General features: G+C 59.1%; 18 protein-coding genes. 6 read left to right on the forward strand and 12 right to left on the reverse strand.

All coding sequences use genetic code 11. The features are described from left to right. Positions 1–1578, forward strand: a complete 1578-nt coding sequence (locus ACR0B8_RS15495) for a DUF5928 domain-containing protein (RefSeq protein WP_480658863.1) — start codon at positions 1–3, stop codon at positions 1576–1578. Positions 1579–1614: 36 nt separating this feature from the next. On the opposite strand, the gene amaB is transcribed toward ACR0B8_RS15495, so the two are convergent. Then, positions 1615–3126 carry an L-piperidine-6-carboxylate dehydrogenase gene (gene amaB, locus ACR0B8_RS15500; RefSeq protein WP_480658861.1) on the reverse strand — a complete coding sequence of 504 codons (1512 nt, stop codon included), beginning with the start codon at positions 3124–3126 and terminating at the stop codon, positions 1615–1617. Between the two features lie 3 nt (positions 3127–3129). After that, the gene (locus ACR0B8_RS15505) at positions 3130–4236 is read right to left on the reverse strand and encodes a saccharopine dehydrogenase family protein (RefSeq protein WP_170578468.1); all 1107 of its coding nucleotides are present in this window, start codon (positions 4234–4236) and stop codon (positions 3130–3132) included. Between the two features lie 401 nt (positions 4237–4637). Here ACR0B8_RS15505 and ACR0B8_RS15510 point away from each other — a divergent pair, with 401 nt between their 5' ends. Continuing rightward, positions 4638–8228, forward strand: coding sequence for a flavoprotein (locus ACR0B8_RS15510; RefSeq protein ID WP_226689682.1), 3591 nt, complete (start codon positions 4638–4640; stop codon positions 8226–8228). Here the strand turns inward: ACR0B8_RS15510 and ACR0B8_RS15515 are convergent. The 9 genes from ACR0B8_RS15515 to ACR0B8_RS15555 form a co-directional block, all read right to left on the reverse strand. Further along, complete coding sequence (locus tag ACR0B8_RS15515; protein ID WP_480649130.1) at positions 8225–9388, reverse strand: hypothetical protein; 1164 nt, start codon at positions 9386–9388, stop codon at positions 8225–8227. The genes ACR0B8_RS15510 and ACR0B8_RS15515 overlap by 4 nt on opposite strands. A 16-nt stretch (positions 9389–9404) precedes the next feature. Further along, positions 9405–12668: an adenylate/guanylate cyclase domain-containing protein gene (locus ACR0B8_RS15520; RefSeq protein WP_480658858.1), complete on the reverse strand. Its 3264-nt coding sequence runs from the start codon at positions 12666–12668 to the stop codon at positions 9405–9407. Positions 12669–12864: 196 nt separating this feature from the next. Beyond that, entirely contained in the window at positions 12865–14151 is a 1287-nt protein-coding gene (locus ACR0B8_RS15525; RefSeq protein ID WP_226689680.1) for an amidohydrolase family protein, read from the reverse strand. Positions 14152–14159: 8 nt separating this feature from the next. Next, the gene (locus tag ACR0B8_RS15530) at positions 14160–15101 is read right to left on the reverse strand and encodes an ABC transporter permease (protein WP_480658956.1); all 942 of its coding nucleotides are present in this window, start codon (positions 15099–15101) and stop codon (positions 14160–14162) included. Then, positions 15101–16174: an ABC transporter permease gene (locus ACR0B8_RS15535; RefSeq protein WP_226689679.1), complete on the reverse strand. Its 1074-nt coding sequence runs from the start codon at positions 16172–16174 to the stop codon at positions 15101–15103. The genes ACR0B8_RS15530 and ACR0B8_RS15535 overlap by 1 nt, the downstream gene beginning before the upstream one ends. Continuing rightward, positions 16171–17688 carry an ABC transporter ATP-binding protein gene (locus tag ACR0B8_RS15540; RefSeq protein WP_226689678.1) on the reverse strand — a complete coding sequence of 506 codons (1518 nt, stop codon included), beginning with the start codon at positions 17686–17688 and terminating at the stop codon, positions 16171–16173. The genes ACR0B8_RS15535 and ACR0B8_RS15540 overlap by 4 nt, the downstream gene beginning before the upstream one ends. A 39-nt stretch (positions 17689–17727) precedes the next feature. Then, positions 17728–18717: a BMP family protein gene (locus ACR0B8_RS15545; protein ID WP_480658855.1), complete on the reverse strand. Its 990-nt coding sequence runs from the start codon at positions 18715–18717 to the stop codon at positions 17728–17730. Between the two features lie 350 nt (positions 18718–19067). Continuing rightward, positions 19068–19343 (reverse strand): hypothetical protein, encoded by a 276-nt coding sequence (locus ACR0B8_RS15550; RefSeq protein WP_170361835.1) that lies wholly within the window; start codon positions 19341–19343, stop codon positions 19068–19070. A 79-nt stretch (positions 19344–19422) separates the two neighbouring features. After that, on the reverse strand, positions 19423–19743 hold the full coding sequence (locus ACR0B8_RS15555) for a hypothetical protein (protein WP_480668483.1): 321 nt from the start codon (positions 19741–19743) through the stop codon (positions 19423–19425). Here ACR0B8_RS15555 and ACR0B8_RS15560 point away from each other — a divergent pair. The 4 genes from ACR0B8_RS15560 (at position 19742) to ACR0B8_RS15575 (ending at position 25146) form a co-directional block, all read left to right on the forward strand. Continuing rightward, on the forward strand, positions 19742–21772 hold the full coding sequence (locus ACR0B8_RS15560; RefSeq protein ID WP_413247500.1) for a YjbH domain-containing protein: 2031 nt from the start codon (positions 19742–19744) through the stop codon (positions 21770–21772). The two genes, ACR0B8_RS15555 and ACR0B8_RS15560, sit on opposite strands and share 2 nt — an antisense overlap. Beyond that, positions 21769–22413, forward strand: a complete 645-nt coding sequence (locus ACR0B8_RS15565) for a YjbF family lipoprotein (protein WP_226689902.1) — start codon at positions 21769–21771, stop codon at positions 22411–22413. Before ACR0B8_RS15560 ends, ACR0B8_RS15565 begins: the two co-directional genes overlap by 4 nt. Next, on the forward strand, positions 22403–23818 hold the full coding sequence (locus tag ACR0B8_RS15570; protein WP_226689901.1) for a polysaccharide biosynthesis/export family protein: 1416 nt from the start codon (positions 22403–22405) through the stop codon (positions 23816–23818). The genes ACR0B8_RS15565 and ACR0B8_RS15570 overlap by 11 nt, the downstream gene beginning before the upstream one ends. 161 nt (positions 23819–23979) lie before the next feature. Further along, positions 23980–25146: a nucleotide sugar dehydrogenase gene (locus tag ACR0B8_RS15575; protein WP_226689900.1), complete on the forward strand. Its 1167-nt coding sequence runs from the start codon at positions 23980–23982 to the stop codon at positions 25144–25146. Between the two features lie 85 nt (positions 25147–25231). Here the strand turns inward: ACR0B8_RS15575 and ACR0B8_RS15580 are convergent, their stop codons facing one another. Next, positions 25232–25501: a spike base protein, RCAP_Rcc01079 family gene (locus ACR0B8_RS15580; RefSeq protein WP_226689899.1), complete on the reverse strand. Its 270-nt coding sequence runs from the start codon at positions 25499–25501 to the stop codon at positions 25232–25234. Positions 25502–25564 lie beyond the last annotated feature (63 nt).

Genomic DNA, 25564 nt, shown 5'->3' on the forward strand with positions numbered 1-25564 from the left:
ATGGCAAAAATTGCCTATATTCTATTGTGCCACAAGGACCCTGACGCAATCATCGCGCAGGCCGAGCAACTGACAGCCGCAGGCGACTGCATGGCCATCCATTTTGACGCGCGCGCCAGCGCGGTGGCCTATGACCGTATTCGCAGCGCGTTGAAAGATAATCCAAATGTGGCTTTTGCCGCCAAGCGCATCAAATGCGGCTGGGGCGAGTGGTCTTTGGTGCAGGCGACCCTGAATGCCGTGCAGGCTGCGGTGGATGCGTTTCCACGGGTCACCCATTTCTACATGCTGTCTGGCGATTGCATGGCGATCAAAACCGCCGAGTACATCCATTGGTTTCTGGACGAAAACGACAAGGACTTTGTGGAAAGCCACGATTTCTTTGCCAGCAACTGGATCAAAACCGGTATGAAGGAAGACCGGCTAATTTACCGTCATTTCTTCAACGAACGCACCCAGAGCAAGCGGTTCTATGCCGCGTACAACCTGCAAAAACGCTTTGACCTGACGCGCGATATCCCCGCAGACATCCAAGTTATGATCGGCAGTCAGTGGTGGTGCCTGCGCCGCCGCACGGTCGAGATGATCCTTGATCTCCTGCAACAGCGCCCGGATGTGGTCCGCTTTTTCTCGACCACCTGGATCCCGGATGAGACGTTTTTCCAGACCCTAGTCCGCCATCTGATCCCCAAGGAAGAGATTGAGAACCGCACCCCCACTTTCCTAATGTTCTCGGATTACGGGATGCCGGTGACCTTTTACAACGATCACTACGACATGCTACTGGGGCAGGATTACATGTTTGCCCGCAAGATCAGCCCCGAGGCGCATGAGTTGAAAGAGAGGCTGGGCCAGCTCTATGCCAGCGAAGGGGTCGAGTTCCAAATCTCGGATGAAGGGCGGAACCTCTATGGGTTTCTAACCGGGCGCGGGCGCGTTGGCCGCCGCTTTGGGCAGCGCTTTTGGGAGGCTGGGAATACCTTGGGTCCCGAACGCGAACTATATCTAATTGCGTGCAAAAAATGGCACGTGGCCAAGCGTCTGGTCGATCAGATCACGTCCGAGACTGACATTCCTTGTGTCGAATACCTGTTCAATGAAGAAGACACCCTTCTGCCTAATCTTGGCGGTATCGAGACGACGCTAACCAAGCGCTCCCGCCACCGGCGCGCGGTCGTGCGGATGTTGTTCGATCATTTCCAGACCGACAAGCTGGTACTGTGTGTGGACCCGGCAAATCTGGATATCATTCAGGATTTCTGCTCGGACCAGGTCAGGACCCGGGTTCTTGAGATCGAATGCGACTATTCTGACGATTACCTGATCGGCCATGCGCGGCGGGTCGGTCTGGCCGGAGAAAACAGCCCATCGGAAACCGTGGCGCGCCTTGTGCCGGCCTTGCGCAATTCGCTGGCCTATGAATCCGAGTTGATCCGGGGTGCGGGGTTCGAAGGATACATGCGTATCCGCGAGGCCAATACGCGGGCTGAAAACGAAGAGGTAATGGCTGAATTTCTGAATGTCCCAGAAGACAAGGCGCAGGCCGTGATGAGACTGGATTATCTGTTTGCAGACTGATCCGGCGGCACCTGCCGATGCCGCCGGAAGGGTCAATCAGATGTCGAACTTCACGCCTTGGGCCAGCGGCAGTTCGGCTGAGTAGTTCACCGTATTGGTCTGACGCCGCATATAAGCCTTCCACGCGTCCGAGCCGCTTTCGCGCCCGCCACCGGTTTCCTTTTCGCCGCCAAATGCGCCACCGATCTCGGCACCCGAAGGTCCGATATTTACGTTGGCAATTCCGCAATCCGACCCGGCTGCAGTCAAAAACTGCTCGGCCTCACGCATGTTCAGGGTGAACACGCACGACGACAGACCTTGCGGTACGTCATTCTGAATCTCGATCGCATCGTCAAAATCGTCATAACCCATGACATAGAGGATCGGAGCAAAGGTTTCGGTCTTCACCACATCGCTTTGGCCGGGCATTTCGACGATGGCGGGTGCCATATAGACCCCGGCTGGCACGCCTTCGGTCACACGGTTGCCGCCGAATACGGTGCCGCCTTCGGCCTCGGCCGCTTTCAGGGCTGCGGTCATGGCCGCACCCGAGGCTTCGTCGATCAGCGGGCCAATCAAGGTGCCCTCAGCCAGCGGGTTGCCAATGGGCAAACCAGCATAGGCCTTTTTCAAACGGCTCACCAATTCTTCACGGATCGAGTTATGCACAATCAGACGGCGCAGTGTGGTACAACGCTGACCCGCGGTGCCCACAGCCGAAAAGACAATCGCCCGCACTGCCATTTCCAAGTCAGCCGACGGACCGACAATCATTGCGTTGTTGCCGCCCAGTTCCAGAATGCACTTGCCAAACCGCTGCGCCACGATGGGGGCCACTGCGCGGCCCATACGGGTTGAACCCGTGGCCGAGATCACCGGCACATCCTCGCTGGCCACCAGCGTCTCGCCCAGCGCGGCGCCGCCGATCAGGGTTTGCAACAAGCCTTCGGGCGCGTCGCCGAACCGGGCCAGTGCACGTTCAAAGATTTTCTGACAGGCCATTGCCGTCAGCGGGGACTTCTCGGACGGCTTCCAGATCACCGGATCGCCACACACCAGCGCAAGCGCTGCGTTCCACGACCAGACTGCGACGGGGAAGTTGAAGGCCGAGATTACGCCCACCGGACCCGCCGGGTGCCATGTCTCCATCATCCGGTGGCCGGGCCGTTCCGAGGCAATGGTCAGACCGTATAGCTGGCGCGACAGGCCAACGGCAAAATCGCAGATGTCGATCATCTCCTGCACTTCGCCCAGACCTTCCGAGGTGATCTTGCCAGCCTCCCAGCTGACCAGCGCGCCCAGATCGTCCTTGGCGGCGCGCAATTCCTCGCCCAGCAGACGGATCAACTCGCCCCGGCGCGGCGCGGGCACGGTACGCCATGCCTTGAAGGCCATTTTCGAACGGGCAAGGATGGCCTCCATGTCGGAAGCTGGGGTCTCATGCACCTCGGCCAGCAGGCTACCGTCAATCGGCGAGGTCACCTTGAGCGTGCCGCCGGTCAGTTCGGCTTCGGTCAGGTCCAGATTTGCCAGGGTGGTTTGCGCAGTCATCACGATGTCTTTCATATCTCAGGCCGCCTTGTTCTGTTCAGTTACGTCGCCGGCGCGATAGAGTCGGCCAAATTCAGTGTTGAGGAAATCGGACAGGTTCACCTGTTCCTGCCGGATAAATCCTTTTGCGGGCAGTCCCCCGGTGCGCATCAGGTCGACCACGCCCAGAACGCCTGCGGCGGTGGTGACCTGAATGGCGCTCCAGACCTGTCCGTTGAGGGTGCGGGCAAAGCTTTTGTTGATCAGGGATTTCTCGCGCAGCGCACCGTCAATCAGGCCCTTGGCAGTGCAATAGACCAGCACCACATCCTGATCGGTGCGCGGCAGCGCGGTCTCGAAGATGTCCTTCAGCAGGTCGCGGCGGCGCTCCAGCCCCAGATCCTTGAGCAGCAGCTTCAGGATTTCGCAATGGCCGGGATAGCGGATCGAGCGATAGGATACCGCCCGCGCCTTACCCTCAAGCGTTTCGGGCAGCGTGCCCAACCCGCCGGAGGTGTTGAAGCACTCGTATTCCACGCCGTCATGGCCCAGCACTTCGTAATCTTCCAGCGGTGCGGTTTTCACGCGCTCGCCATTCACGATGGCATCGCAGGGGTTGCAGTACTCGTTGATCAGCCCGTCGGTCGACCAGGTCAGATTGTATTTCATTGCGTTGGTCGGATAGAGCGGCAAAGCCCCAACCCGCATATGCAGGCTGTCCAACTCATCAAGTTCGGCCGCCAGCGACGCGCCAGCAATGCCAACGAAGCCCGGAGCCAGACCGCATTGCGGCATGAAGGCGGTATCGCTGTCTTCGGCCAATTCGCGCACCGCATTGGTGGCTGCAACGTCTTCGGTCAGGTCAAAGTAGTGTGCCCCGGCGGTCTTGGCCGCCTTGGAAATCTTCGGCGTCAAAAAGAACGGAGCAGCTGAGATTACGGCATCAAACCCAGACAGTCCTTGGGTCAGTTGTGCCTCATCCCCCACATCGATCTGCCGGGTCGCTATTCCCTGTTTATTAAGCACCGATAACGCCGCCAGATCGCGGTCGGCAACGGTGACCGAGTAATTCGACGATGCTTGCAGCAGGCTGGCGATCATCTGACCGATCTTACCTGCCCCTATGACACAAATGTTCCAGCTCAAAACGCGCCTCCTCTTTCGTTTAGGAAAAGTATGAGGGGTGGGCTGTTCGATCCGCAGGGGTATTCTTGACGAAAACGCGGAAAGTTACGTCATTACGACGGTGATTTCGACATAATGTCAAAACCATGACTAACAGGAAGCGGGCGACAAAAGCTACAATCCGAACTCGTATAGTCAAATCAACAACATCGGTGATTTTTGTGTCCAAATGCGATACGGTACGCGCAATTGGGCCCATTTGTTCGCGCTGAACGTGCGCATTCTGTTGGCCCGGCCAGTGCAGATTAACCATCGGGCCGGTCCTTTATTTCTGTTTGACCATAAGACGCCTGACACATGCCACAAGACGCAGCACTGGTTCTTTGACGACATTCACGGCTTTAGTTCAGGGGGGAACAGACGTGCCTAAAGACCCGATTGAAAACACTATTTCCTATCATCCAACCGAATCCGAATGGGCGCTGATACAAGAAGTTCTGCCCGCCGATGATCCAACCGTAATCCAACCGCATTTCGAGTGTTTCGAGGTGGCTGAGGATACGATCCTGCCATCGCGGGGCATGTATGTGGTGCTGGGGGGCGAGGTGCATCTGCGACAGGACGAGACGGTTCTGGCAAAGGCCGACGCGGGCGACTATTTCTACGAGGAACATCTTGAAATCTTTGATATTCCCGTCAGCCTCGAAGCTTTGGCCACGCCCGGCACCAAGTTGGCTTATTTGTCCAGCAATCACTGGCTGGAAATTCCGACGGACATCCGCGAAGCCTGCTATGACACCCTGTTCGGTGATCTGGTCAGCGTGCATTTGCAGAACTTTCAGCAACCCATCAATTGCTGCAGCGTTACGGCAGCGGCGCTGAGCATGTCGGCGCTGGGGTTCAGTTGCGAGGTCAACGATATCTTTCGCGAATGTGCCCTGCCCACGTCTTTCGTGGTCAATGACGGTATTTCACTGGGTGAGCTTTACGACGTCGCCTGCACCTTCATCCACACCCAGGGCCTGCGCGACAAGGTGCAGGTTCAGGCCTATTTCATGGACGAGGCCACGACCTCGGTCGAAATTTTGCTGAAGGCGATCGACGAATCCAACCGCCTGGGTGGGGACAACGACATCCTGGTGGCAAATTTTCAGGTCGGTGTCGCCCATGGCAAACCGACCATGCCGGGGGGCCACTTTGCCATCATCGCCAAGTGCAATCCCAGCACCGGGCTGGTGCATATGATGGACGTCCACCCCGAGAAATACGGCAAGCTGTGGGTCACCACCATCGACCGGCTGTGGGCCGGAATGTCGGATCGCGACGGAACCTCGATGCGATCACGGGGCATCCTGCGGTTCTCAGCGCGTGAGGCGGTAAAGACCAACCTGCAGACCCTGCAGCAGGACTGCAACTATGTGGACAGCACGTTGTATCTGGCCAAAGACCCCAAGAAACGCCGCAACCTGTTCCGGCGGGCCAGCCCGAATATGAACTCGCTGGGGGTGCTGGCCGAAAGCCTTGCGATCCTTGGGGATGAGCAGGTCGATGAAGACAAGCTGCTGATTGCCACGCAAACCGATTACACCGAAGCCTTGAGCCGTGTGTCCACCGCCAAGGAAATGCACAGCCTTGCGCAGCGGTACCTGAGCCAATCGCCCGATGTGCATCTGGGCAGCACGTTCCACAGTTATGCCTTGCGACCTAATCCCGAGGAGATAACACCCGAGAAATGGTTCCAAGATCATTTGCGCTTGCTCAACAGCGATGATGATCGGCACCTGATGATCAACATCGACTTTAACCGCGTGCTGGGGTTTGAAGTCATCCGTCCGCCCGAGAACGTCTATCGTGAAACGGCCTTGCTTGAGGAGTTCTGGTGCCTCTGCATCGCCTATGACGAGGATACCGATCTGGTGACCGTGGTGGATATGAGCCCCGCGACCTCGCAGGTGTGGCAGGCCCCGCGCGGGCATATCTTCCGCGGCCTGCGTGATTTGAAAAACCCAGCGATGCTGGTGATCGAGGAACACGACCCCCCAGAAGACCCCACCGACGTGGCCCGCATTGTCGCGACCAACCCGCTTGTGCTGTTTTACGCCGATGAGGACCCGTGGTCCTATATGCTGCGTAGTATCCTGTCCAATATCGGCATCACCAGCATCAAGCTGATCGACATAGAAGGCCACGGGGCCAATGTGATGAAGATCCGGCGGCAACTGAATGTGCTGACCGGTAAGGAAAAACCGCCTTACCTGTTTTTCCAGAACGAATGCCTGGGCAGGCGGTCGGACATTGTCGATATGATCCTGAAAGGTCGTTTGCAGGAACGGGTACACAAAGCCGGTTTACCGGTTCTGCTGCGCCATGAATCCCCCAGCCTGGACAAGAACATCTTTGGCTATCCCAAGGGCGGGTTGACCGATGCGCCGACCGAAAAGCGCAACGTATTGCTGTGCGCCTGCGGATCATCGGCAGCCGACAAGGTGCCGGAACTGGTGGAACGGATCACAAAAGCCGGGCACAACGTGAAACTGATCCCCTCGGTCTCGGCCGAGAGGTTCTTTCGCGATTTCGGCGCCGAACGGATCGAGCGATGCATCACCCATAACGACTATTACCGCGACGATGACGAGTGGAACTTTCGCTATATCGAGTTTGGAATGCCCCTGCGCGCCTCGCATCTGGCGCTGTGTGACTGGGCCGATTGCGTGATCGTGGCGCCGGTGACCTGCAACACAATGGGCAAGATCGCCAACGGAATTGCCGACAACCTGCTGACCTCGGTCTTTGTGGCGTGGCAATACCGGAACAAACCGGTGATCCTCTGCCCCGCTTGCAACACCAATATGTGGAACAACGTCACCACCCAGAACAATGTCGAAAAACTGCGCGATCTGGGTATTGATCTGGTCGGGCCGCGCAAGGGGCGGCTGTCCAACGGCATGATGGGCATCGGTATGATGGCGACTCCGGATCAGATCATGGAGGTTCTGGACGAGGCCTTCGAGGAACTGGCCGATCAAGAACACAACATCTGCAAATGGGCGCAAGAGGCCGCCGCCTCGGATGAATTCGCGCAATGGGGCCGTGTATTTCAGGCCATCGACAACGGTATGGCTGGAATTGATATCGTTGATGACAGCAACGGCGACACCCTGTTGCACTACGCGGCAGGCGGCGAAGGCGAGATGAACGAGAGCGGGATGGATCTGGGCAAGCCCGACCTTGAGGCGGCACAGGCGCTGATCGACCGTGGCATCAACGTCAACGCCAGCAACGACCACGGCTTTACCAGCCTGCATGTGGCGGTAATGAACAACTCGGTCGAGATGGTGAAAATCCTGCTGGCAGCTGATGGGATCGACGCCAGTTCGTGCATCCAGTTCCTGCAGAATCCCAAAAACGCCAGAGACGCCAAAGTCTCGGACGAAATCCAGGCAATGCTGGACGATTGGGCCAATACTCACACTCTGACTGAACTTGAGGATGAGGACGAAGACGATCTGATAGAAGACCGTGAAAAGACCCATCTCTACTTCACCTACGGATCGTTGAAGAAAGGCTTTCCCAATCACGATGCCCATGCCGAGGTGCTGGATGATTTTGTGGGCGAGGCGATCACCCGGCAACGCATGCCCCTGATCGTGCCGCACGAGCCGTTCTGCGATAATCCGAACTGTGGGTTTTTGCACCGGATGGCCACGCTGGTCGACCAGAAAGGCCGTGGCAAAGCGGTGCGGGGCGAGGTCTATCGCGTCTCATCCACCGGGATGAAAGAGCTGGACAAGCTTGAAGGCTATCACGGCCCCAACTCGCCTGAGAATGTCTATGTTCGCAAGCGGATCAACGTGTTGATCAACGGCGTCAAAAAACCCGCCTATACCTATGTGATCGCGCATCCCACCAAGTATCTGGATGAATGGGAACAAGGCACATCCGGGATCGTGGCGGAATACACGCTGGATATGGCCACCGGTACGCCAAAACCGGGGTTTCAACCGACAGCCTAATTGTGGGTTTCGATCACGGCCTCAACCTCGGGTCCGGCCTTGAGGCTGAGGTTGTAGCCCGTGATCGCCACCATGCACAGAAGGACAAAAGGCCAGAAAGCGGCCTTTGGGTACAGGTTGTCCTTGTAATGGATAAGCCGCAGGGACGGCACAGCCTCGGATGCAAACAAGTAGGTGTTTACGGAAACCGCCAGCAAGAGAAAATACATCAGGAAAAAGAACGACTCCATGTAGATCACCGGCGATCCGGCAAAGCCTTCACGCAGCTGTACATGGGCCAGCAGGATCACGAAAAACAAGACCGAGCATGTGCCGATCACGCTGGAGGTACTGAAATCATGCCGTTCGACCAATTCGGGGCGGCGGGTCACCGTCATTACCGCACCGAACAGCAGCATCGTCACCACGATCAACGGGATCATGTGGACAATGAAAGCGTTCCCGAAATTGCGCTTGATGACGAAGTTATAATGCAGTTCCGGCAGGTTGGTCTGGAACTCGTTCTCGCCAATTCCCAGCGTTGTATCCAGATCGGACAAGCGATAGTCGAAATAGGTGTTCTCACGCTCCCACGTGCCCATGACGATGCGAGGATCTATGCCAAAAATATCATCCGGCCCGGTGGCGGGATAGGACGAAAAGTCAGGGATTAGAGCCACATTTACATCAAACTCACCGGGCCAAAACCGGACCCAGACGGTTTTATGGTCGAACGGATAGCTGGTGTAGTCAAAGCTCTGCCGCAGGGTCTGTTCAAAATACCAGCCAATCAGGGTCACGCCGTCCTGATCCATCCTATAGGCCTCTTCGATTACACCATTCGCGGCATCGACGGCCTCGGGCAGGATGAACCCGATCTCTTTTTCGGTTGGCTTGATAGCGTCATGAACGCCGTCTTCGAAATGTTGCCAGACGTAGCCGCTCACGCGCACGTCGCTGGCGCCGGTAAAGCTGAAGGATTTGATGAAGATGCCGGTTTTGACCCGATAGTCAGGCAAATTGTCCAGCTTTTGCAGATACTCATCGACTGAGGCCTCATCTGGCAATTGCGTCGGGTCGCCCTCAAAATGGTTCAGCGCGACCAGAAGTTTGAACAGCACGACGGCCAGAGCAAGCGTCAGGGCACCGGAAATCAGCCAAACCTTCTTTTCGATGCTCATTCAGCCCCTCGCCCGCTCAATTCAACCGCCCGACCAGAGATTGCGTGATGCCCATCTCGGAAAAGCGCGCGCCCAGCGCTTCGAAATCTTCATGTGCTGACATGGGAATGCCCCAGCCCCCGCACGCGGCCAGAACCCTGGTGTGCTGTATCGACAGGTCGACCATTGGCAGGGGTTCCTCGGCGGTGAATTTTGCCAATGCGTCCGCATATTCAGTCGCCCGGTCCCATTCCTGCCGTGCCAGCATGACGGCGCTGGCATCGGGATAAAAATGCAGGTGGCTGTGGCCAACGCAACCCTCGGCAATGATCTGGGCGCCCAGTTTCAGGTGCTGATCCTGTTTATTAGGGTCTGTTTCCGCCATGGCCAGCGCCGACAACGCCTTGGGCCCCACGAAATTCCGACCATGTTCGAGCGCAATATCGACGGCCCGCTGACCGGTTTCCTGAGCATCTTCCATCTGCCCGGCGTAAACCTGTGTGCGGGCCAGATGCTCCAATGCCTGCGCCTCAAGCCGCTTTGCGCCTACGCGGCTGGCAATTTCGGCCGAAACTGCGAAGGTCTCCAGCGCCCGATCCAGCTCACCCAAAAACGTATGCGCAACGCCAAGGCAGGTCTGGGCCACGCATTCCGGAACAAAGGCGAAATACTTCTGGGACACCTCGATGGCCTCTTGTGCATCCAGCTTGCCCTGCGCCACATCGCCGGTATAGCTGCGCGCCACGCTGAGGTTGTGCAGGTTCGCTGCCAGATCACGCACCAAACCCTTTTCTCGTGCTCGTTCCACCGCCTGCGTATAGAACCCCGTGGCGGTCTGCATGGTCGCATTCATGAAATTCGCATCGCCGAAACCGCTGAGCGCACCGACCTCAAGCCGCGCCGATTCCAGCTTTCTGGCCAGTGTTAGAGCCTTTTCATTGCTTTGCAGGGCGTCCTCGACCCGACCCAGAGGAAAATACACATTGCCACGGACATAGTTGATCTGGGCAATATCGCGTTCCGATCCACACCGCTCTGCAGCTATCTCGGCCGTACCCAGGCTTTGCAATGCGTCTTTGTACAAACTGGCCTGCCGTGCGGCCTGCGCCAACCCGATATGGGCGCGGGCGGTCTGTTCATCCGTTTCAGCCAGATCGGCCGCTTCTTTGAATTCGCGCAAGGCGTCATCCGACAGGCCCTGCAAACGGTGGGTTTCACCGCGCGCGCAAAACAGATCGAACCGTACCCCGGATGGCGCGGGCAATTCCAAGGCCCGTTCGATCAGCGGGCTGGCATCATCAAACTGGAACGCCTGAATCAATTTCTCGGCAGCTTCCAGATACGCTTGTGCCGCATTGGTGGCACCTGCCCGATCCAGATGTTGCGCCCGCAGGGTGGCATCGCGATCCTCGAACCATTTCGCGGCCTGACGATGCAGCCGCGCGCGTTCGGATTTCACCAGCGTCGCATAAGACCCGTCGCGGATCAGCGCGTGGGCAAACATCAGATCGGTTCCTGCCTCACGGATCAGGGCGGACCGGATCAGGGTCGAAGTGTCCAGATGCCCTTCACCCAAGACATAGTTCAGCACCTCGGGCGAGAACCTCTGACCCAACACCGAGGCCGCCTGAATCGCCGCCCGACTGCGCCGGTCCAGCGCATCCAGCCGCGATTGCACGATTCCCTGAATGCTGCCCGGCACGGATTCGCGTTTCAGCACATCGATATTGCGCAAGAGCTGTTCCAGAAACAGCGGGTTGCCCCCCGCGCGCTTTACGCAGGCATCCAGCAGTTCGGGGTCCACGCCGGTGAACTCCTGAACCAGCTGTCGGGCCTGCTCATCCCCCATCGGCGCCAGTTCCAGCTTCGAGATCAGCGCGCCTTCGGTGCCCATCTGCCATTCACGGTTGATCGGATCGCCCTCGACCCGGCTGGTCATCAACAGTACACAAGGCAAATCGCGCGTGGTCGCGGCAATATGGGCGCAGGCGGTCAGAATTTCGGGGGCGGCCCAGTGGATATCCTCGATCTGGATGAGCATCGGCGCGTCACGACTGCGTGCCGCGATCAGCTCGTCGATCACTTGCCGCCTTCCGCGTTGGCGGGTGGCGTTATCCATCACAGCATAAACTTCGGCCAGGCCAGGGTCCTGCTCCAGTTCCAAAAGCGCGTTCAGATGTGCCACGTTAGACGGCGACACCCATCCCTTGGTCACCGCATCCTGCGCCATTGCAGCACCGGTGGCAGCGTCATCCGTAGGTTGCAGCCCCAGAATGCTGCGGGCAACGGACTGGATGGCTGAATGCCCCTCACGCGCGCCAAAATCCATGACCACGCCGTTGTGGATCGAGTAATTGAGGCCTGCGGCCATTTCGGCCACCTGCTCGGACAGGTGGGTCTTGCCAATGCCCGGCTCACCCAGAACGATATGCACCTCACCCTTGCCGTGCTGCTGGCAGCGATCGAACGTGGCCGAGAACAGCGACATCTCGCGCTCGCGACCGACAAATCGGTGCCGGCGTGACCGGATGTTGCGCGCCATTCGATCCAGACGCCACAGTTCCACCGGTTCGTTCAGCCCCTTGATGGGCTTTTCACCCAACGACTCGCCCACAAAAAGCGGCCCTAACGCGCGCTGAATGTCATGCGACACCAAAGTATCACCCGGCGTCGCCATATCGGTGATGCGCGACGCCAGATTAACGCCGTCGCCCGTCACTGTGTACTCTGTATGCGCCTGACTGCCGGTTGTGCTGGCGATCACCTGACCCGACGCGATGCCGATGTGACACGACAGAGGCGGGTTCAAAGCGGGCAGCACTGCATGGATTTCCAGCGCCGCCCGCGCGGCCCGCTCGGTATCGTTGGTGTGCGATATCGGCGCTCCAAACACCGCCATCACCGCGTCCCCGATATGCTTGTCGATCCGACCACCGAATTTTTCGACCACATGATCCACCTTGGCAAAAAACGCGTTCAGCAGTTCATGCATGTCCTCGGCGTCCAACTCGCTGGTCAGGCGAGTAAAGCCGGTCAGGTCGGCGAACATGACTGTCACCTGCCGCCTGGCGGGCTCCAGCGGGGTTTCGGGCTCATAGGGTTGAACGGTTTCCACAGTCTCAAGCTCAGCAATCGCGCGCAGCAGCCTGCGGCGATCTCCGACAGCGGTCACTCCGATTTCGATCAGGTCTTCGCCCGTAAGATCGGGCAAAATTGCGAAATCAATTTTGTTATCCAAAAAGGCTTGCGCATAGTCAGATAGTCCAAGTGCGCTTAGCCAGTCCCTAAGGTCCTGAGACATGTCGCCCCTCTGAAGCCCCCAACTTCAGTCACAGACCTAGCACAGCAGACCCGTCTGAGTCTGCAATGGTTAACGAATTTAATGTTTATGTACGCCCATATGCACGAAACAGGAGCATCCGACCGCAGAGATTCAGGATGAGCTTATCGAGATTTGCCGCGTTCAAACCTGTAACACCGTGGGGCCTTGTCTGATTTCAGCTTGTGAATGGCACGCGTGCCTCATCCAGAGATGTCTGTCCGCTGGGTAAGGTCAGATCATGGATCACCGGATTCGACCGGGCGATAACCCGGCCTTTGCGCACCACGGTCAGACGATGGGCGCGCAGGCGGATCGCCTCGATCTTGTCGCTGGCCTGCAGCAGAACGAAATTCGCGTCGCAACCCTTGGCCACGCCGTACCCCTGCAACCCCATGATCCGGGCCGAGTTTTCGGTCACCGCATCAAAACACCAAGCCATATCGGCCCGGCTTGAGAGTTGCCCCACATGCAGCCCCACAAAGGCCACGTCTAACATGTCGGCCTTACCCAGCGAATACCAAGGGTCCATCATGCAATCCGATCCGAACCCCACAGTGATCCCTGCATCGCGCAATTCGCGTACGCGGGTCTGGCCGCGGCGTTTGGGATACGTGTCGTGGCGGCCCTGAAGCATAATGTTGATCAACGGGTTTGGGATTGCATGTACCCCGGCTTCGACCATCAGAGGGATCAGTTTCGATACATAGTAGTTGTCCATCGAATGCATCGAGGTCAGATGCGACCCCGCCACCCGTCCGTTTAGACCCAATCGTTGGGTTTCATAGGCCAACGTCTCGATATGGCGGCTTTGCGGGTCATCGCTTTCGTCACAATGCATGTCGACCATCAAGCCACGTTGGGCCGCGATTTCGCAAAGCTGACGTACAGAGTCGGCCCCGTCCGCCATCGTGCGTTCGAAATGCGGAATACCGCCCACCACATCCACACCCATATCTAGCGCGCGGATCGTGTTCTGCATCGCGTTAGGGTCGCGCAGAACACCGTCCTGCGGAAAGGCAACCAGTTGCAGATCCAGGTAGTCCTTCACCTGCTCGCGCACTTGCAGCAGGGCTTCAACACCCTTCAGCTCATCATCGCAGGTATCTACATGGCTGCGGATCGCACCAATCCCCTTGGCCAAGGCCAGCTCGCAATACCGCATTGCACGTGCGACGATGTCCTCGACCGTTTGGATCGGCTTCAGCTCTCCCCACAACGCGATACCTTCCAGCAATGTGCCCGAGACATTCATGCGCGGATTACCTAGCGATAGAGTCGCATCCATATGAAAATGCGGGTCAACAAAAGGGGGAGAAACCAATTGGCCACCCGCATCGATTACTTCGCCAGCTTCGGCTGTGATCCCGGATTCAATCGCGGCGATCTTGCCATCCGCGCAAGCAATATCAATGCCAGTCTGGCCATCGGTCAGGGTGGCATTCTTGACGATCAGATCGAACATGACGTTTCCTATCGTTGGCCCTTGAACCAGGGGGTGAGCAATGCACGCGGATAATCCGCCGACCGCGCCGCAACCACAAGGGCGATGATCGAGAGGATATAAGGGGCCATCAGGAATACCTGACCTGGCACCAGCGCGCCGATCTCGGTTTGCAGCCGCACCTGCAACGCATCAAAGGCCCCGAACAATAACGCGCCCAACAGCGCCTTTCCAGGCCGCCAACTGGCAAAGATTACCAGCGCAATGCAAACCCAGCCGCGCCCGTTGACCATGCCGAAGAAGAAGGCATCAAAGGCGCTCATCGTGAGGAAAGCCCCGCCCAAAGCCATCAAGGCCGAGCCCGTGACAATAGCCCCGCTCCGCAGCCCGTAAACCGACAGGCCTTGTGCATCGACACTGTCCGGGTTGTCTCCAACCGCCTGAATGGCCACGCCCAGGGCGGTGCGGTTCATCACATACCAGACCACCGCCACCATGAGCAGAGCCAGCCATGTCAGTGCGGTTTGCTGGAACAAAACAGTTCCTAAAAAGGGTAGATCTGACAGTACGGGCAAATCCAGTGGCTGAAATGGCTCGATCCGCGGTGGTGACGACACGTTCGGCAATGCGGTGCGATAGGTGTAATAACTGACGGAGGTTGCAAACAGAGTAATCCCCAGCCCCGAGACATGTTGCGACAGACCCAGAGGCACCGTTAGGATCGCGTGCAATAGGCCAAAAAAGGCCCCGGCCAGCGCCGCGACCAGCACGCCGCCCCACAGCCCCGCGCCCAGCCAGACGGCCATCCAGCCGCACATGGCACCGACGACGAATATCCCCTCGATCCCGAGGTTCAGCACACCCGCCCGCTCGCAGATCAACGCGCCTAAAACGCCAAAGATCAGCGGCGTGGCGATGCGCAAGGACGCGGCCCAGAAGCTTTCGGAGAGCAGGATATTAAGGATATCCATCATGACGTGACCCCTGACGTGCTGGCCCGAACGATCCTGTAGCGGGCAAAGAACCCACCAACCAACACGCAAAGCAACGAAACCGACACCACCAGATCGGCCAGAAAAGACGACACGCCCATTGCGCGGCTCATACTGTCAGCCCCTACGAACACGGATGCGATGAACAACGCGGCGATCACCACGCCCACAGGTGACAGCCCCGCCAACATGGCGACCACGATGCCGGTATAGCCAAAGCCCGGCGACAGGTCCGAGGTCAGATACCCCTTGAGTCCGGCGACCTCGCTGACCCCGGCCAGCCCCGCAAGGCCACCAGACAAGATGGCCACGCCAAACAGCGAGCGGTTTACATTGATCCCGGCATGGCGCGCGGCAGCAGCGTTTTCCCCCACCGCCCGCAAACGGAATCCCCAAACCGATCGGGCCAGCATGAATTGCGCCAATCCGGCCAGTATCAGAGCCACAATCAACCCTGAATGCACCCGCATCCGCTCGATCAAAGGCGGTAACATACCCTGATCCAGGATAGGGGCAGATTGGGGCCATCCCAGGCTCATTGGGTCCTGTAGGGCCCCTTCCAGCATCATCTGCACAAAGATCAGAATGATGAAATTCAACAGCAACGTAGTCACCACCTCATCCGCGCCAAAACGGATTTTCAGATAGGTCGGGGCAATCATCCCTGCCGCACCCGCTGCAGCACCCAGCACGACGATCAGCGGTAATAACAAGATACCATGGACATCCAGCACCCCCGACCCAACCGCCACAGCCGCCATCGCACCCAGATACAGCTGCCCTTCGGCCCCGATATTCCACAGCTTGGCGCGGAACGCCAAAGCGGCGGCCAGACCGGTAAAGATCAGTGGCGTGGCGCGCGTCAGCACCTCGGAAAATGCGAAAACAGAACCAAATACGCCGCGAAACATCTCTTGATACGCCAGAATAGGGTTCGCCCCCGCGGCCAGCAATGGAATGGCGGCAAACCCCAGTGCAATTATGGCGGACAGGATTGGAACACCCAGGGTAAAGGCCCGCGACTGAGTCTGGCGCGGTTCTATGCGGATCATGCCGGTTCTCCTGCCATCATCAGCCCGATCTGTTCGCGGTCGCGGCCGGGGGCCTCGTGCAATTCACCATCGCGGATCACCACGATGCGGTCGGCCAAACCCAGAATTTCATCAAGATCTTCTGAGATCAGAACCACTCCGGCCCCGCGCGCGCGCGCCTCAAGCAGGCGGCGTCCGACCTCGGCAGCAGCCCCCATGTCCAGACCACGCGTCGGTTGATTGGCCAGGATCAAACGCGGTGCCCGATCAAATATCCGCGCCAGAATAAGCTTTTGTATATTGCCACCCGACAGCAACCGCGCCGGTGCTTCGACACCCGGCCCACGCACGTCATAAGCCTTTGCAAGGCGCGCGGCGTTCTCTTCGATCGCCTCACGTCGCAACAGGCCGCGCGATTGCACGTCGCTGTCATCCAATCGCTCGATCACCATGTTTTCAGCCACGCTCATCGCACCAACGATGCCTTCGTGGTGGCGATCTTCGGGGATGCGCCCCACGCCCGCACGTATCATCGCCGCGGGGTTGAGCGTGCCGATTTCAACTCCATCTACCTTTATTAGACCCTGTTCTGGCTGAACGAGACCCGAGATCACATTGGCCAAGCCGCTTTGTCCGTTGCCCGAAACCCCAGCGATCCCGAGGATTTCGTGCGCATGTACAGTTAGATCTACAGAACTGAGCGTATCGCGCTTGGACCGGCCAGCGACTGACACGCCGGACAGGCTGAGTACCGGAACGCCCGGCGCCATGGTGCCCCCGGCAAGTTCCGGCGTATCCGCCCCGACCATCATTCGGGCGATAGATTTCTCATCCGCTTCGGATGTAGCCATCTCACCAACTTTGCGTCCGTGGCGCAGCACCGCGATCCGATCAGAAAAGGCCAGAACCTCGCGCAGCTTGTGGCTGATGAAAATGACCGACAGCCCCTCATCCGTCATCATACGGATGTTTTCGAACAGTGTGTCGGCCTCTTGCGGGGTCAGCACGGCGGTGGGTTCGTCCAGTACCAAAATTCGCGCCTGCCGATACAGGGCTTTCAGGATTTCCACCCGCTGCCGTTCACCCACAGACAGACGTCCCACGGGCATATCCAGCGGCGCGGTCAGGCCACTTCGATCAATAATAGCCTGAATCTTTTCCCGGGCTTCCCGCCGATTGCGGCTTAGTGCAAGCAGGGGTTCCGAGCCCAACGTGATATTATCCAGGGCCGAGATATTCTCGGCCAGCGTGAAGTGCTGATGCACCATGCCAACGCCCGCGGCCAGCGCCACCTGCGGGTGACCCAATGGCAAGGGCCGCAGAACACCCGCCTCGTCAGCGACGTCGATAGACCCTGAATCGGGCAAATAATGCCCGAATAACATATTCATCAGCGTGGTCTTACCCGCGCCGTTCTCGCCCAGCAATGCCAGAACCTCGCCCTTGTTCAGGATCAGGCTGACATCGTCATTGGCGACGACGGGACCAAAGCGTTTGCTCAGCCCGTTGAGTTGCAGAACCGTGGAGTCTGTCATTGGAAACACGGGCCAGTTGCTGAACCGGCCCGAGCAGTATCAGTTATCCGAGACCGGGCGGTCATCGTTGACATTCACCCGGAACAGACCGTCCAGAATCTCGGCCTGACGGGCACTCACCGCCTCAAGAACCTCGGCCGGAACTAGCTCTTCATCCAGAACCATTGACCCGCCGCCATAACCCATAAAGCTGTACTGGCCGTAATCCGCAGCCTCGAACGAGCCACCCGCCACATTGGCGATGGCCTTGTCGATGGTCGGCTCCATATGCCACAGGGCCGAGGCCATGATCGTGCCGGGGTAGTCGCCCGACGTGTCGATGACGTTGCCTACGGCCTTTACACCACGCTCAACCGCCGCATCCGAGACACCAAAGCGTTCCGCGTACATGATATCCGCCCCCGCATCCATCATCGCGATGGCGCTTTCCTTGGCCTTGGGCGGATCGTACCAGCTGTCGATGAAGGTCACGAGGAAGGTGACATCCGGGTTCACTTCGCGCGCGCCATCCATGAAGGCGTTCATCAGGCGGTTCACCTCGGGGATGGCATATCCGCCGACCATGCCGATCACGTTCGATTCCGTGGCAGCCCCTGCCACCATGCCAGTCAGGTAAGACGGTTCGTGAATCCAGTTGTCGAAAACCGAGAAATTGGGCGCCACCGGCCCAAAGGAAGACCCCATCAAAAAGGCGGTATCAGGATAGTCCTTAGCCACCTTGCGCGCGGCGCGTTCCAGGCCAAACACCTCGCCCACAACCAGCTGTGCGCCTTGTTCGGCATATTCGCGCATCACACGTTCATAATCTGTGTTCGCCACATTTTCCGAGAACACGTATTCGATGTCACCACGCTCGGCTGCGGTGTTTAGGGCCTTGTGTATGCGGCTGATCCATTGCTGTTCCACCGGCAAGGTATAAATCGCCGCGACCTTGACGGTTTCCGCCGCCGCCAGACCGGCGGAGAATAGGGTTGAGGCAGCCGCCACAGCGGCCAGCAGTACTCTTCTTGAAAATATTGTTTTTGTCATAACACTCTCCTGTCTGGCAGGATGGCAGCATTTTTTTACTGTTCAGTCAATTTTTTCATCCATGTCCCATGGGAACATGACTGTATCTCAGACAGTTTCGGTCGTGTTTCTAAGGTTGGGGTATGGTCAAGCGCTTAGGCCCAAAGCTCATGTTTTGCCGCCATAGGGCAAAGCGGCACGACACACGTTTTACGTGTGTCTGGCGTAAAAGTTTGTAAGCAGGTGTCTAAAGGATAATTCCGGTGTCACGACACATTACACCAATCTAAAAACTAAAGACTGCCGCAATGGTTTTCCCGGTGACAGCGCGCCGTATTGGCGCACTACTATTCGTTTGTTTGAACAGCGGATCAGTTGGTGCCCACTGTGCTTGTGGTGCTGTTTGACGACCCGCCGCCACCGCCGCCCGAAGCAGCCACACCTACTGCGGCCGCAGCCACGCCAAGTGCGGGCGCGACAAGAGGTACAAAACCAGTCACACCTTCAGCCGCAGCTGCAGCCGCCGCATCGTCCAATGGGGCTACACGAGTAGGATCGACAGGCTCCGGGGTCGTCCCGTCGGTCGCGTCCTGCGCAAAGGCGCTTGCGGTTGAAAGGGCCAGAACCAACACGGTCGCTCTGATCATCATGAATCTCCTAAAACAAGTCTTGGCCGGACGCTATCACACCCGTTCGGAGGTGAGAATGTCATTGCTGAAAAAATTTCTATAAACGTGCAGATAAAATTTGCTTTTTCAGAGGCTTGCCACAGATTTGCGCCCGCAGACCCCCTAGGCGCATTTCCTTAAATTCAAGGGTGGCCTGCAACGCTATCCGGCCCGGCCACACTGCCGTTAACTCTTCAATTGCAGAATTGCCACATGGTGTTTTGTGGATATTTTTTTGGCGGTTTGTTTCGGGACGTTTGTATTGAAAGTTGTTAGTGAGGCGCCGATCGAAAAAGCGATAGATTGACGTGAAGATTCGAGCGGTGTCTTTGAGGTTGAGAAGCCTGTTGGCGTTGGTATGTGGGGGTGCGGCGGGCATGGGTCAGGCGCAGTCTGTTTCGACCTATGGCACACCCGGCCTGCTTGAGATTCCGACCGCCGAGATGTTCGATGACGGGGCGCTGGTGTTCACCGCTGCGGGGTTGCGCAATAGCGGGCGGGGGACGATGACGTTCCAGATGCTGCCCTGGGTGCATGGCAGCTTCCGTTATGCGGTGATCGACAGGCTGGATGGGCCCGACACCACCCGGTATGACCGCAGCTTTGACATCCATTTCCGGTTGCGCGAGGAAAGCCGGCACAGCCCGGCCATCGTGATGGGGCTGCGCGATTTTGGCGGTACCGGCGTCTATGCCGCCGAGTATTTTGTGGCCACCAAGACCTTTCAGGACCGGCTCAAGCTGACCGGTGGCATCGGCTGGGGCCGCATGGCAGAGCGGAGCGCGTTTTCGAACCCGCTGGGTGTGTTTGGCAGCCGGTTCGACACCCGGCCGCCGCCAAATTCGAACGGTCAGGGCGGTGAGCTGGAATTCGGCAACTGGTTCCGTGGCGATGCGGCGCTGTTTGGGGGCGCCAGCTGGCAATATAATGACCGGCTGACCTTACTGGCCGAGTATTCCCCCGATCTGTACAGCCAGGAAGCGGTCAACGACAGTTTCCGGGTCAGATCCCCGATCAATGTCGGGGTCCAGTACCGGTTCGACAATGGCACGCAGTTGACCACATCTTTTCTTTATGGCTCCACGCTGGGGCTGACGCTGAGCTATTTCATCGACCCGCGCAAATCGGTGGCGCCGGGCGGGCAAGGTGCCGCGCCACCGCCGTTGCAGCCCAGATCGCAGACCGCTGCCGCAACAGCGGACCGCGCGACCGGCGACATCCGGTCCCGGATGCAGGCCGCGCTGGAACAGGAAGGGCTGCGGCTGGTCTATCTGTCGGGGACCGGCGATACGGTTCAGGTCGGGGTCGAGAACACCACCTATGGTCAGGCCGCCCAGGCGTTGGGGCGCACCGCCCGCGTGCTGGCCAATGAAGAACCCGCCCAGACCGAGCATTTCGACATCGCGCTGATGTCGAACGGCGTGCCGCTGAGCGCGGTGCGGGTCAATCGCGACGACCTGTATGAGCTGGAACACGACCCCGACAATGCCTGGCGCAGCTTTGCCCGGGCCGAGGTGTCGGACACGCTGCCGCTGGTGCAGGGCGGTATCCTCAGCGATGCTTACCCGCATTTTTCTTATCGGTTCGGGCCGTATCTGAACTTTTCCTTCTTCGACCCCGACGACCCGCTGCGATACGAGGTGGGCGCCGCGCTGGGGCTGGATTACACGCTTTCGCCGGGCTTCACCCTGTCGACCGGGCTGCGGTTGCCGATCCTCAGCACGCTGGATGACAGCACCCGGGTCTCGGATTCGCCGCTACCGCATGTGCGCTCAGACTGGGCGATCTATGCCCGCGAATCCAACCTGCGGATCGAACATATGACCGGCGAGTATCTGTGGCGGCCGGGCACGAACCTTTATGCCCGCACCACGCTGGGCTATCTCGAGACCATGTTCGGCGGGCTGTCGGCGGAACTGCTGTGGTATCCCACCAACAGCCGCCTGGCGCTGGGGGCCGAGGCCAATTATGCGGTGCAACGCGATTTCGACGTGCTGTTCGGCTTTCAGGATTATTCCGTCGCCACCGGGCATGTCTCGGCCTATTACGATCTGCCGGGCGAATATCACGCGCAGGTCGATGTCGGGCGTTACCTGGCGGGCGATTATGGCGCCACCTTCACGCTGGATCGCGAGTTTAACAACGGCTTCAAGGTCGGAGCGTTCTTTACCCTGACCAATGTCAGCTCGGAAGAGTTCGGCGAAGGCTCGTTCGACAAGGGCATCCGACTGGAGATCCCGGTCTCGTGGCTGACCGGGCGCCCGTCGCGCAACAAGATCGCCCAAACCATCCGCCCCGTTCTGCGCGATGGCGGCGCGCGACTGCATGTGCGCAACCGGCTCTATGGCGTCACCCGCGAGGCCCGCGCGCAGGACCTGTCGCGCGGCTGGGGGAGGTTCTGGCGATGACAGCCCTGCGCCGCCCTGCCCTGTTGGCCCTGATGCTGATCTCCTGCGGCGACGCGCAGGAAGATGTCGATCTGCTGAAGGGGGCGCTGTTTCCCAATGCGCCCCGGTTCCATCCGCGCGCGCAGGCGCTGGCCGCGCGCCGCCCGATCCCGCCGCGGCTTGAAGTCGGCTTTCCCGCCCGCGATCTGGCCGGGGTCATGCTGCTGGAGACCGAGCGCGCCGGGGTACAGACCTGGCTGAGTGCGGATGGCGCCACCATCACGCTGGATCAGGGGTTGCTGACCTCGGCCAAGGGGTTCGGCGGCGGTCTGGCCGGATCGGATGTCAGCCAGAGCGCGGCGCTGATCCTGAGCGGCGGTTCGGGCCGGGCCGAGCGGTTCCACAGCTTTCTCAACGGCAATGACGAGATCGAGCTGCACGCCTATCGCTGCCGGATCACCCCGTTGGGGTCTGACCCGGTGGTGTTGCAGGGCACGCCCGTTGCCGCGCAAAAGCGGCAAGAGGAGTGCTATGGGGTGGCCGAGACCTTCAGCAACATTTACTGGGTGCAGGACAGCACCGGCCGCATCGTCCAGTCCTCGCAATGGACCGGCGATTTCCTGGGCAACATGGTCATAAAGGTGGTGCCCGATGAGAGTTGAGATTTTGAACAGCAAAGGACAGCGCGTGCGCCATTTCCCCCTTCTTCTCAGTGCGCTGGCCCTGAGCGGCCTGATCGCCGGATGTTCAACCATCTACCGCAGCCCCTCGGTGACCGCAGGCGTGTCGGATGCCGGCAAGGTCCGTGTCGTGCCGGTCACGCCCGAGACCGTGCTGGTGGCCAACCGCTCGCCTTATGCGCCCAAAACCCTGCCTTCGGTGTTTGGTCTGTCGGCCGGATCGGGCTCCTCCACCAGCTTGCGCAGCACCGGCCCCCTGCCCGAGGCGCCCTCGACCCAGGACGGATCACGCGCCGGGCTGCAGCTGGACCCGCCACCGCAAGTGAACCCCGGCCCCTACACCATTGGCATCGGCGACGTGCTGGTGCTGTCCACGCCATCCACCCAAGGCACCGCCGGAGAGCTGTCGGGCCTGCTGGCCGCGCAGAACAGCCGCAACGGCTATACCGTGCAGGATGACGGCTCGATCAACATCCCCGATGTCGGCCGCGTGCGGCTGGTTGGCCTGACCGTGGACGAGGCCGAGGCGCTGCTGTTCCAGCGTCTGGTGGAAAACCAGATCGACCCCACCTTCAGCCTGGAAATTGCCGAGTTCAATTCCCGCCGCGTCTCGGTCGGCGGCGCCGTCGGCCAGCCCGGCATCCAGCCCATCACCCTGACCCAGCTGACCCTGGGCGAGGCGCTGTCGGCCGCCGGGTCGGTCTCGGTCAGCGATATCGACAATTCCTCGGTGCGCATCTACCGCGACGGGCAGATGTATCAGATCCCGCTGGAAGATCTGTATGCGCGCACCGCCTTGCAGAACCTCAAGCTGATCGCTGATGACTCGGTCTTTGTCGATACCGACTATGATCTGGACCGGGCCGAGCGCTTCTTTGCCCAGCAGATCGCCCTGCGCGAGACCGTGCTGGAAGGCCGCCAGACCGCCCTGCAAGAGCTGAACGTGGCCGTCAATCTGCGCCGCGCCGATCTGGATGAGCGCCGAAACAACTTTGTTCAGTCCATCGAACTGGACGCGGTTGATCGCGATTACGTCTACCTGTCCGGCGAGGTCCGCACCCAGGGCCGCTATGCCCTGCCGTTCAACCACGCGGCCACCCTGGCCGATGCGCTGTTCGACACCGGCGGCGGCATCGCCAAGGAAACCGGCGACGCATCGGAGGTTTATGTGCTGCGCGCCGCAACCGACGCCCGCGAGTTCGGCGCCGTCACCGCCTGGCACCTTGATATCCGCAACGCCGCACAGCTGACCCTGGCCGCGCAATTCCAGCTGCGCTCAAACGACATCATTTTCATCGCGGAAAACCCTGTCACAAAATGGGGCCGCACCATCAGCCAGATCACCCCATCCCTTGTCACGACGCCAATCAATGCCGCGGTAAATTAAGTCACCCACCCGGGCATCGCCATCGCGCCCAATCAGCACAAGCGCGCTGGCCGCCCGGGTCGGTTCATTGCCTTCACGTCTTTCAAAAGCTTATCACACACCAAAAACACGATTATGATCGCACCGGGCGTGCCGACCCTGGGTACACAAGGAACCAAGATATGAAGATCGCGATTGCCGGGATTGGCTATGTTGGCTTGTCCAACGCCGTGCTGCTGGCGCAAAACCACGACGTTGTTGCCCTGGATGTGTCCGCCGCGCGCGTGGACATGCTCAACCAACGCGAAAGCCCGATCCAGGATACCGATATCACCGACTTCCTGACCAACCGAACGCTGAACCTGACCGCCACCACCGATCCCGAAGCCGCGTTTGGCGGGGCAGATTTTGTCGTTGTGGCCACCCCGACCAATTATGATCCGCGCAGCAACTATTTCGACACCAGCTCGGTCGATACGGTGATCGACCAGGTCACCAGAGTGAACCCCGATGCCGTCATCGTGATCAAATCCACCATCCCCGTGGGCTTTGTCACCGATGCCCGCGCGCGGTTTGGCACCGACAATGTGATCTTCTCGCCAGAGTTTCTGCGCGAGGGGCAGGCGCTGCACGACAACCTGCATCCCAGCCGGATCATCGTCGGCGAACGCTCGGACCGGGCCAAGACCTTTGCCGAGCTGCTGCTGGAAGGAGCAGTCTCAAAAGATGCGCCGGTGTTGTTCACCGACCCCGACGAGGCCGAGGCGATCAAGCTGTTCGCCAATACCTACCTTGCCATGCGCGTGGCCTTTTTCAACGAGCTCGACAGCTATTCCCTGGCCGGCGGCATGGACCCGCGCCAGATCATCGAAGGCGTCAGCCTCGACCCGCGCATCGGCGCGCATTACAATAACCCCTCGTTCGGATATGGCGGCTATTGCCTGCCCAAAGATACCAAACAGCTGTTGGCCAATTACAACCATGTGCCGCAGAACCTGATCCGCGCCATCGTCGATGCCAACCGCACCCGCAAGGATTTCCTCAGCGATCAGATTCTGATGAAAGGGCCCAAAACCGTCGGCATCTACCGGCTGGTGATGAAAGAAGGCAGCGACAATTTCCGCCAAAGCTCGGTTCAGGGCATCATGAAGCGGATCAAGGCCAAGGGCATCCAGGTCATCGTCTATGAACCGGTTTTGAGCGAGGATCATTTCTTCCACTCACCGGTGATCCGCGATCTTGACGCCTTCAAGCAGCAGGCCGACCTGATCCTCGCCAACCGCATCTCGGACGAGATCCGCGATGTCAGCGACAAGGTCTTCACACGCGATCTGTTTGGCGCGGACTGATCCCGACAGAGGGGTTTTGAGAATACAAAAAACCCGCCGCCGGAAGTCCGGTGGCAGGGCTGTGCGCCGTGAACGGCGGATACTTTTACGTCAGCACAAGCGCATGAATGCCCGACGCCGTCGTGCCGGTCGCATGCACACGCGTAACCCCCACCGGCAGGATCGAAAAATCCGTCACCTGAACGGTGCGTGTCTCCCCTCGCACCGTGGTCATCACCACGGCCCCCCCCGCCTCAACATAAAGACCAATCGCCACATCCGACAAATCCGCCACATCCGACGGCGCAACAGGCAAAACATCACGCGCAGGCCCCGAAAGGCTGGAAACGCGATTGATAAAAGGGTTCATGCTCATCAGCCCAACCTCACTCAGTCATCTCAATCAGAAACACCATAAACAAAACACAACTAACACAAC

The organism is Ruegeria sp. BH6 (assembly GCF_056538105.1).

What these genes read in the sequence shown, in the direction of transcription:
- ACR0B8_RS15535 (WP_226689679.1), bottom strand. Translation starts at nt 16,174, where the DNA reads ATGATCCGCATAGAACCGCGCCAGACTCAGTCGCGGGCCTTTACCCTG.
- ACR0B8_RS15580 (WP_226689899.1), bottom strand. Translation starts at nt 25,501, where the DNA reads ATGAGCATGAACCCTTTTATCAATCGCGTTTCCAGCCTTTCGGGGCCT.
- amaB (WP_480658861.1), bottom strand. Translation starts at nt 3,126, where the DNA reads ATGAAAGACATCGTGATGACTGCGCAAACCACCCTGGCAAATCTGGAC.
- ACR0B8_RS15540 (WP_226689678.1), bottom strand. Translation starts at nt 17,688, where the DNA reads ATGACAGACTCCACGGTTCTGCAACTCAACGGGCTGAGCAAACGCTTT.
- ACR0B8_RS15515 (WP_480649130.1), bottom strand. Translation starts at nt 9,388, where the DNA reads ATGAGCATCGAAAAGAAGGTTTGGCTGATTTCCGGTGCCCTGACGCTT.
- ACR0B8_RS15575 (WP_226689900.1), top strand. Translation starts at nt 23,980, where the DNA reads ATGAAGATCGCGATTGCCGGGATTGGCTATGTTGGCTTGTCCAACGCC.
- ACR0B8_RS15565 (WP_226689902.1), top strand. Translation starts at nt 21,769, where the DNA reads ATGACAGCCCTGCGCCGCCCTGCCCTGTTGGCCCTGATGCTGATCTCC.
- ACR0B8_RS15570 (WP_226689901.1), top strand. Translation starts at nt 22,403, where the DNA reads ATGAGAGTTGAGATTTTGAACAGCAAAGGACAGCGCGTGCGCCATTTC.
- ACR0B8_RS15550 (WP_170361835.1), bottom strand. Translation starts at nt 19,343, where the DNA reads ATGATCAGAGCGACCGTGTTGGTTCTGGCCCTTTCAACCGCAAGCGCC.
- ACR0B8_RS15555 (WP_480668483.1), bottom strand. Translation starts at nt 19,743, where the DNA reads ATGCCCGCCGCACCCCCACATACCAACGCCAACAGGCTTCTCAACCTC.
- ACR0B8_RS15560 (WP_413247500.1), top strand. Translation starts at nt 19,742, where the DNA reads ATGGGTCAGGCGCAGTCTGTTTCGACCTATGGCACACCCGGCCTGCTT.
- ACR0B8_RS15545 (WP_480658855.1), bottom strand. Translation starts at nt 18,717, where the DNA reads ATGACAAAAACAATATTTTCAAGAAGAGTACTGCTGGCCGCTGTGGCG.
- ACR0B8_RS15520 (WP_480658858.1), bottom strand. Translation starts at nt 12,668, where the DNA reads ATGTCTCAGGACCTTAGGGACTGGCTAAGCGCACTTGGACTATCTGAC.
- ACR0B8_RS15495 (WP_480658863.1), top strand. Translation starts at nt 1, where the DNA reads ATGGCAAAAATTGCCTATATTCTATTGTGCCACAAGGACCCTGACGCA.
- ACR0B8_RS15530 (WP_480658956.1), bottom strand. Translation starts at nt 15,101, where the DNA reads ATGGATATCCTTAATATCCTGCTCTCCGAAAGCTTCTGGGCCGCGTCC.
- ACR0B8_RS15525 (WP_226689680.1), bottom strand. Translation starts at nt 14,151, where the DNA reads ATGTTCGATCTGATCGTCAAGAATGCCACCCTGACCGATGGCCAGACT.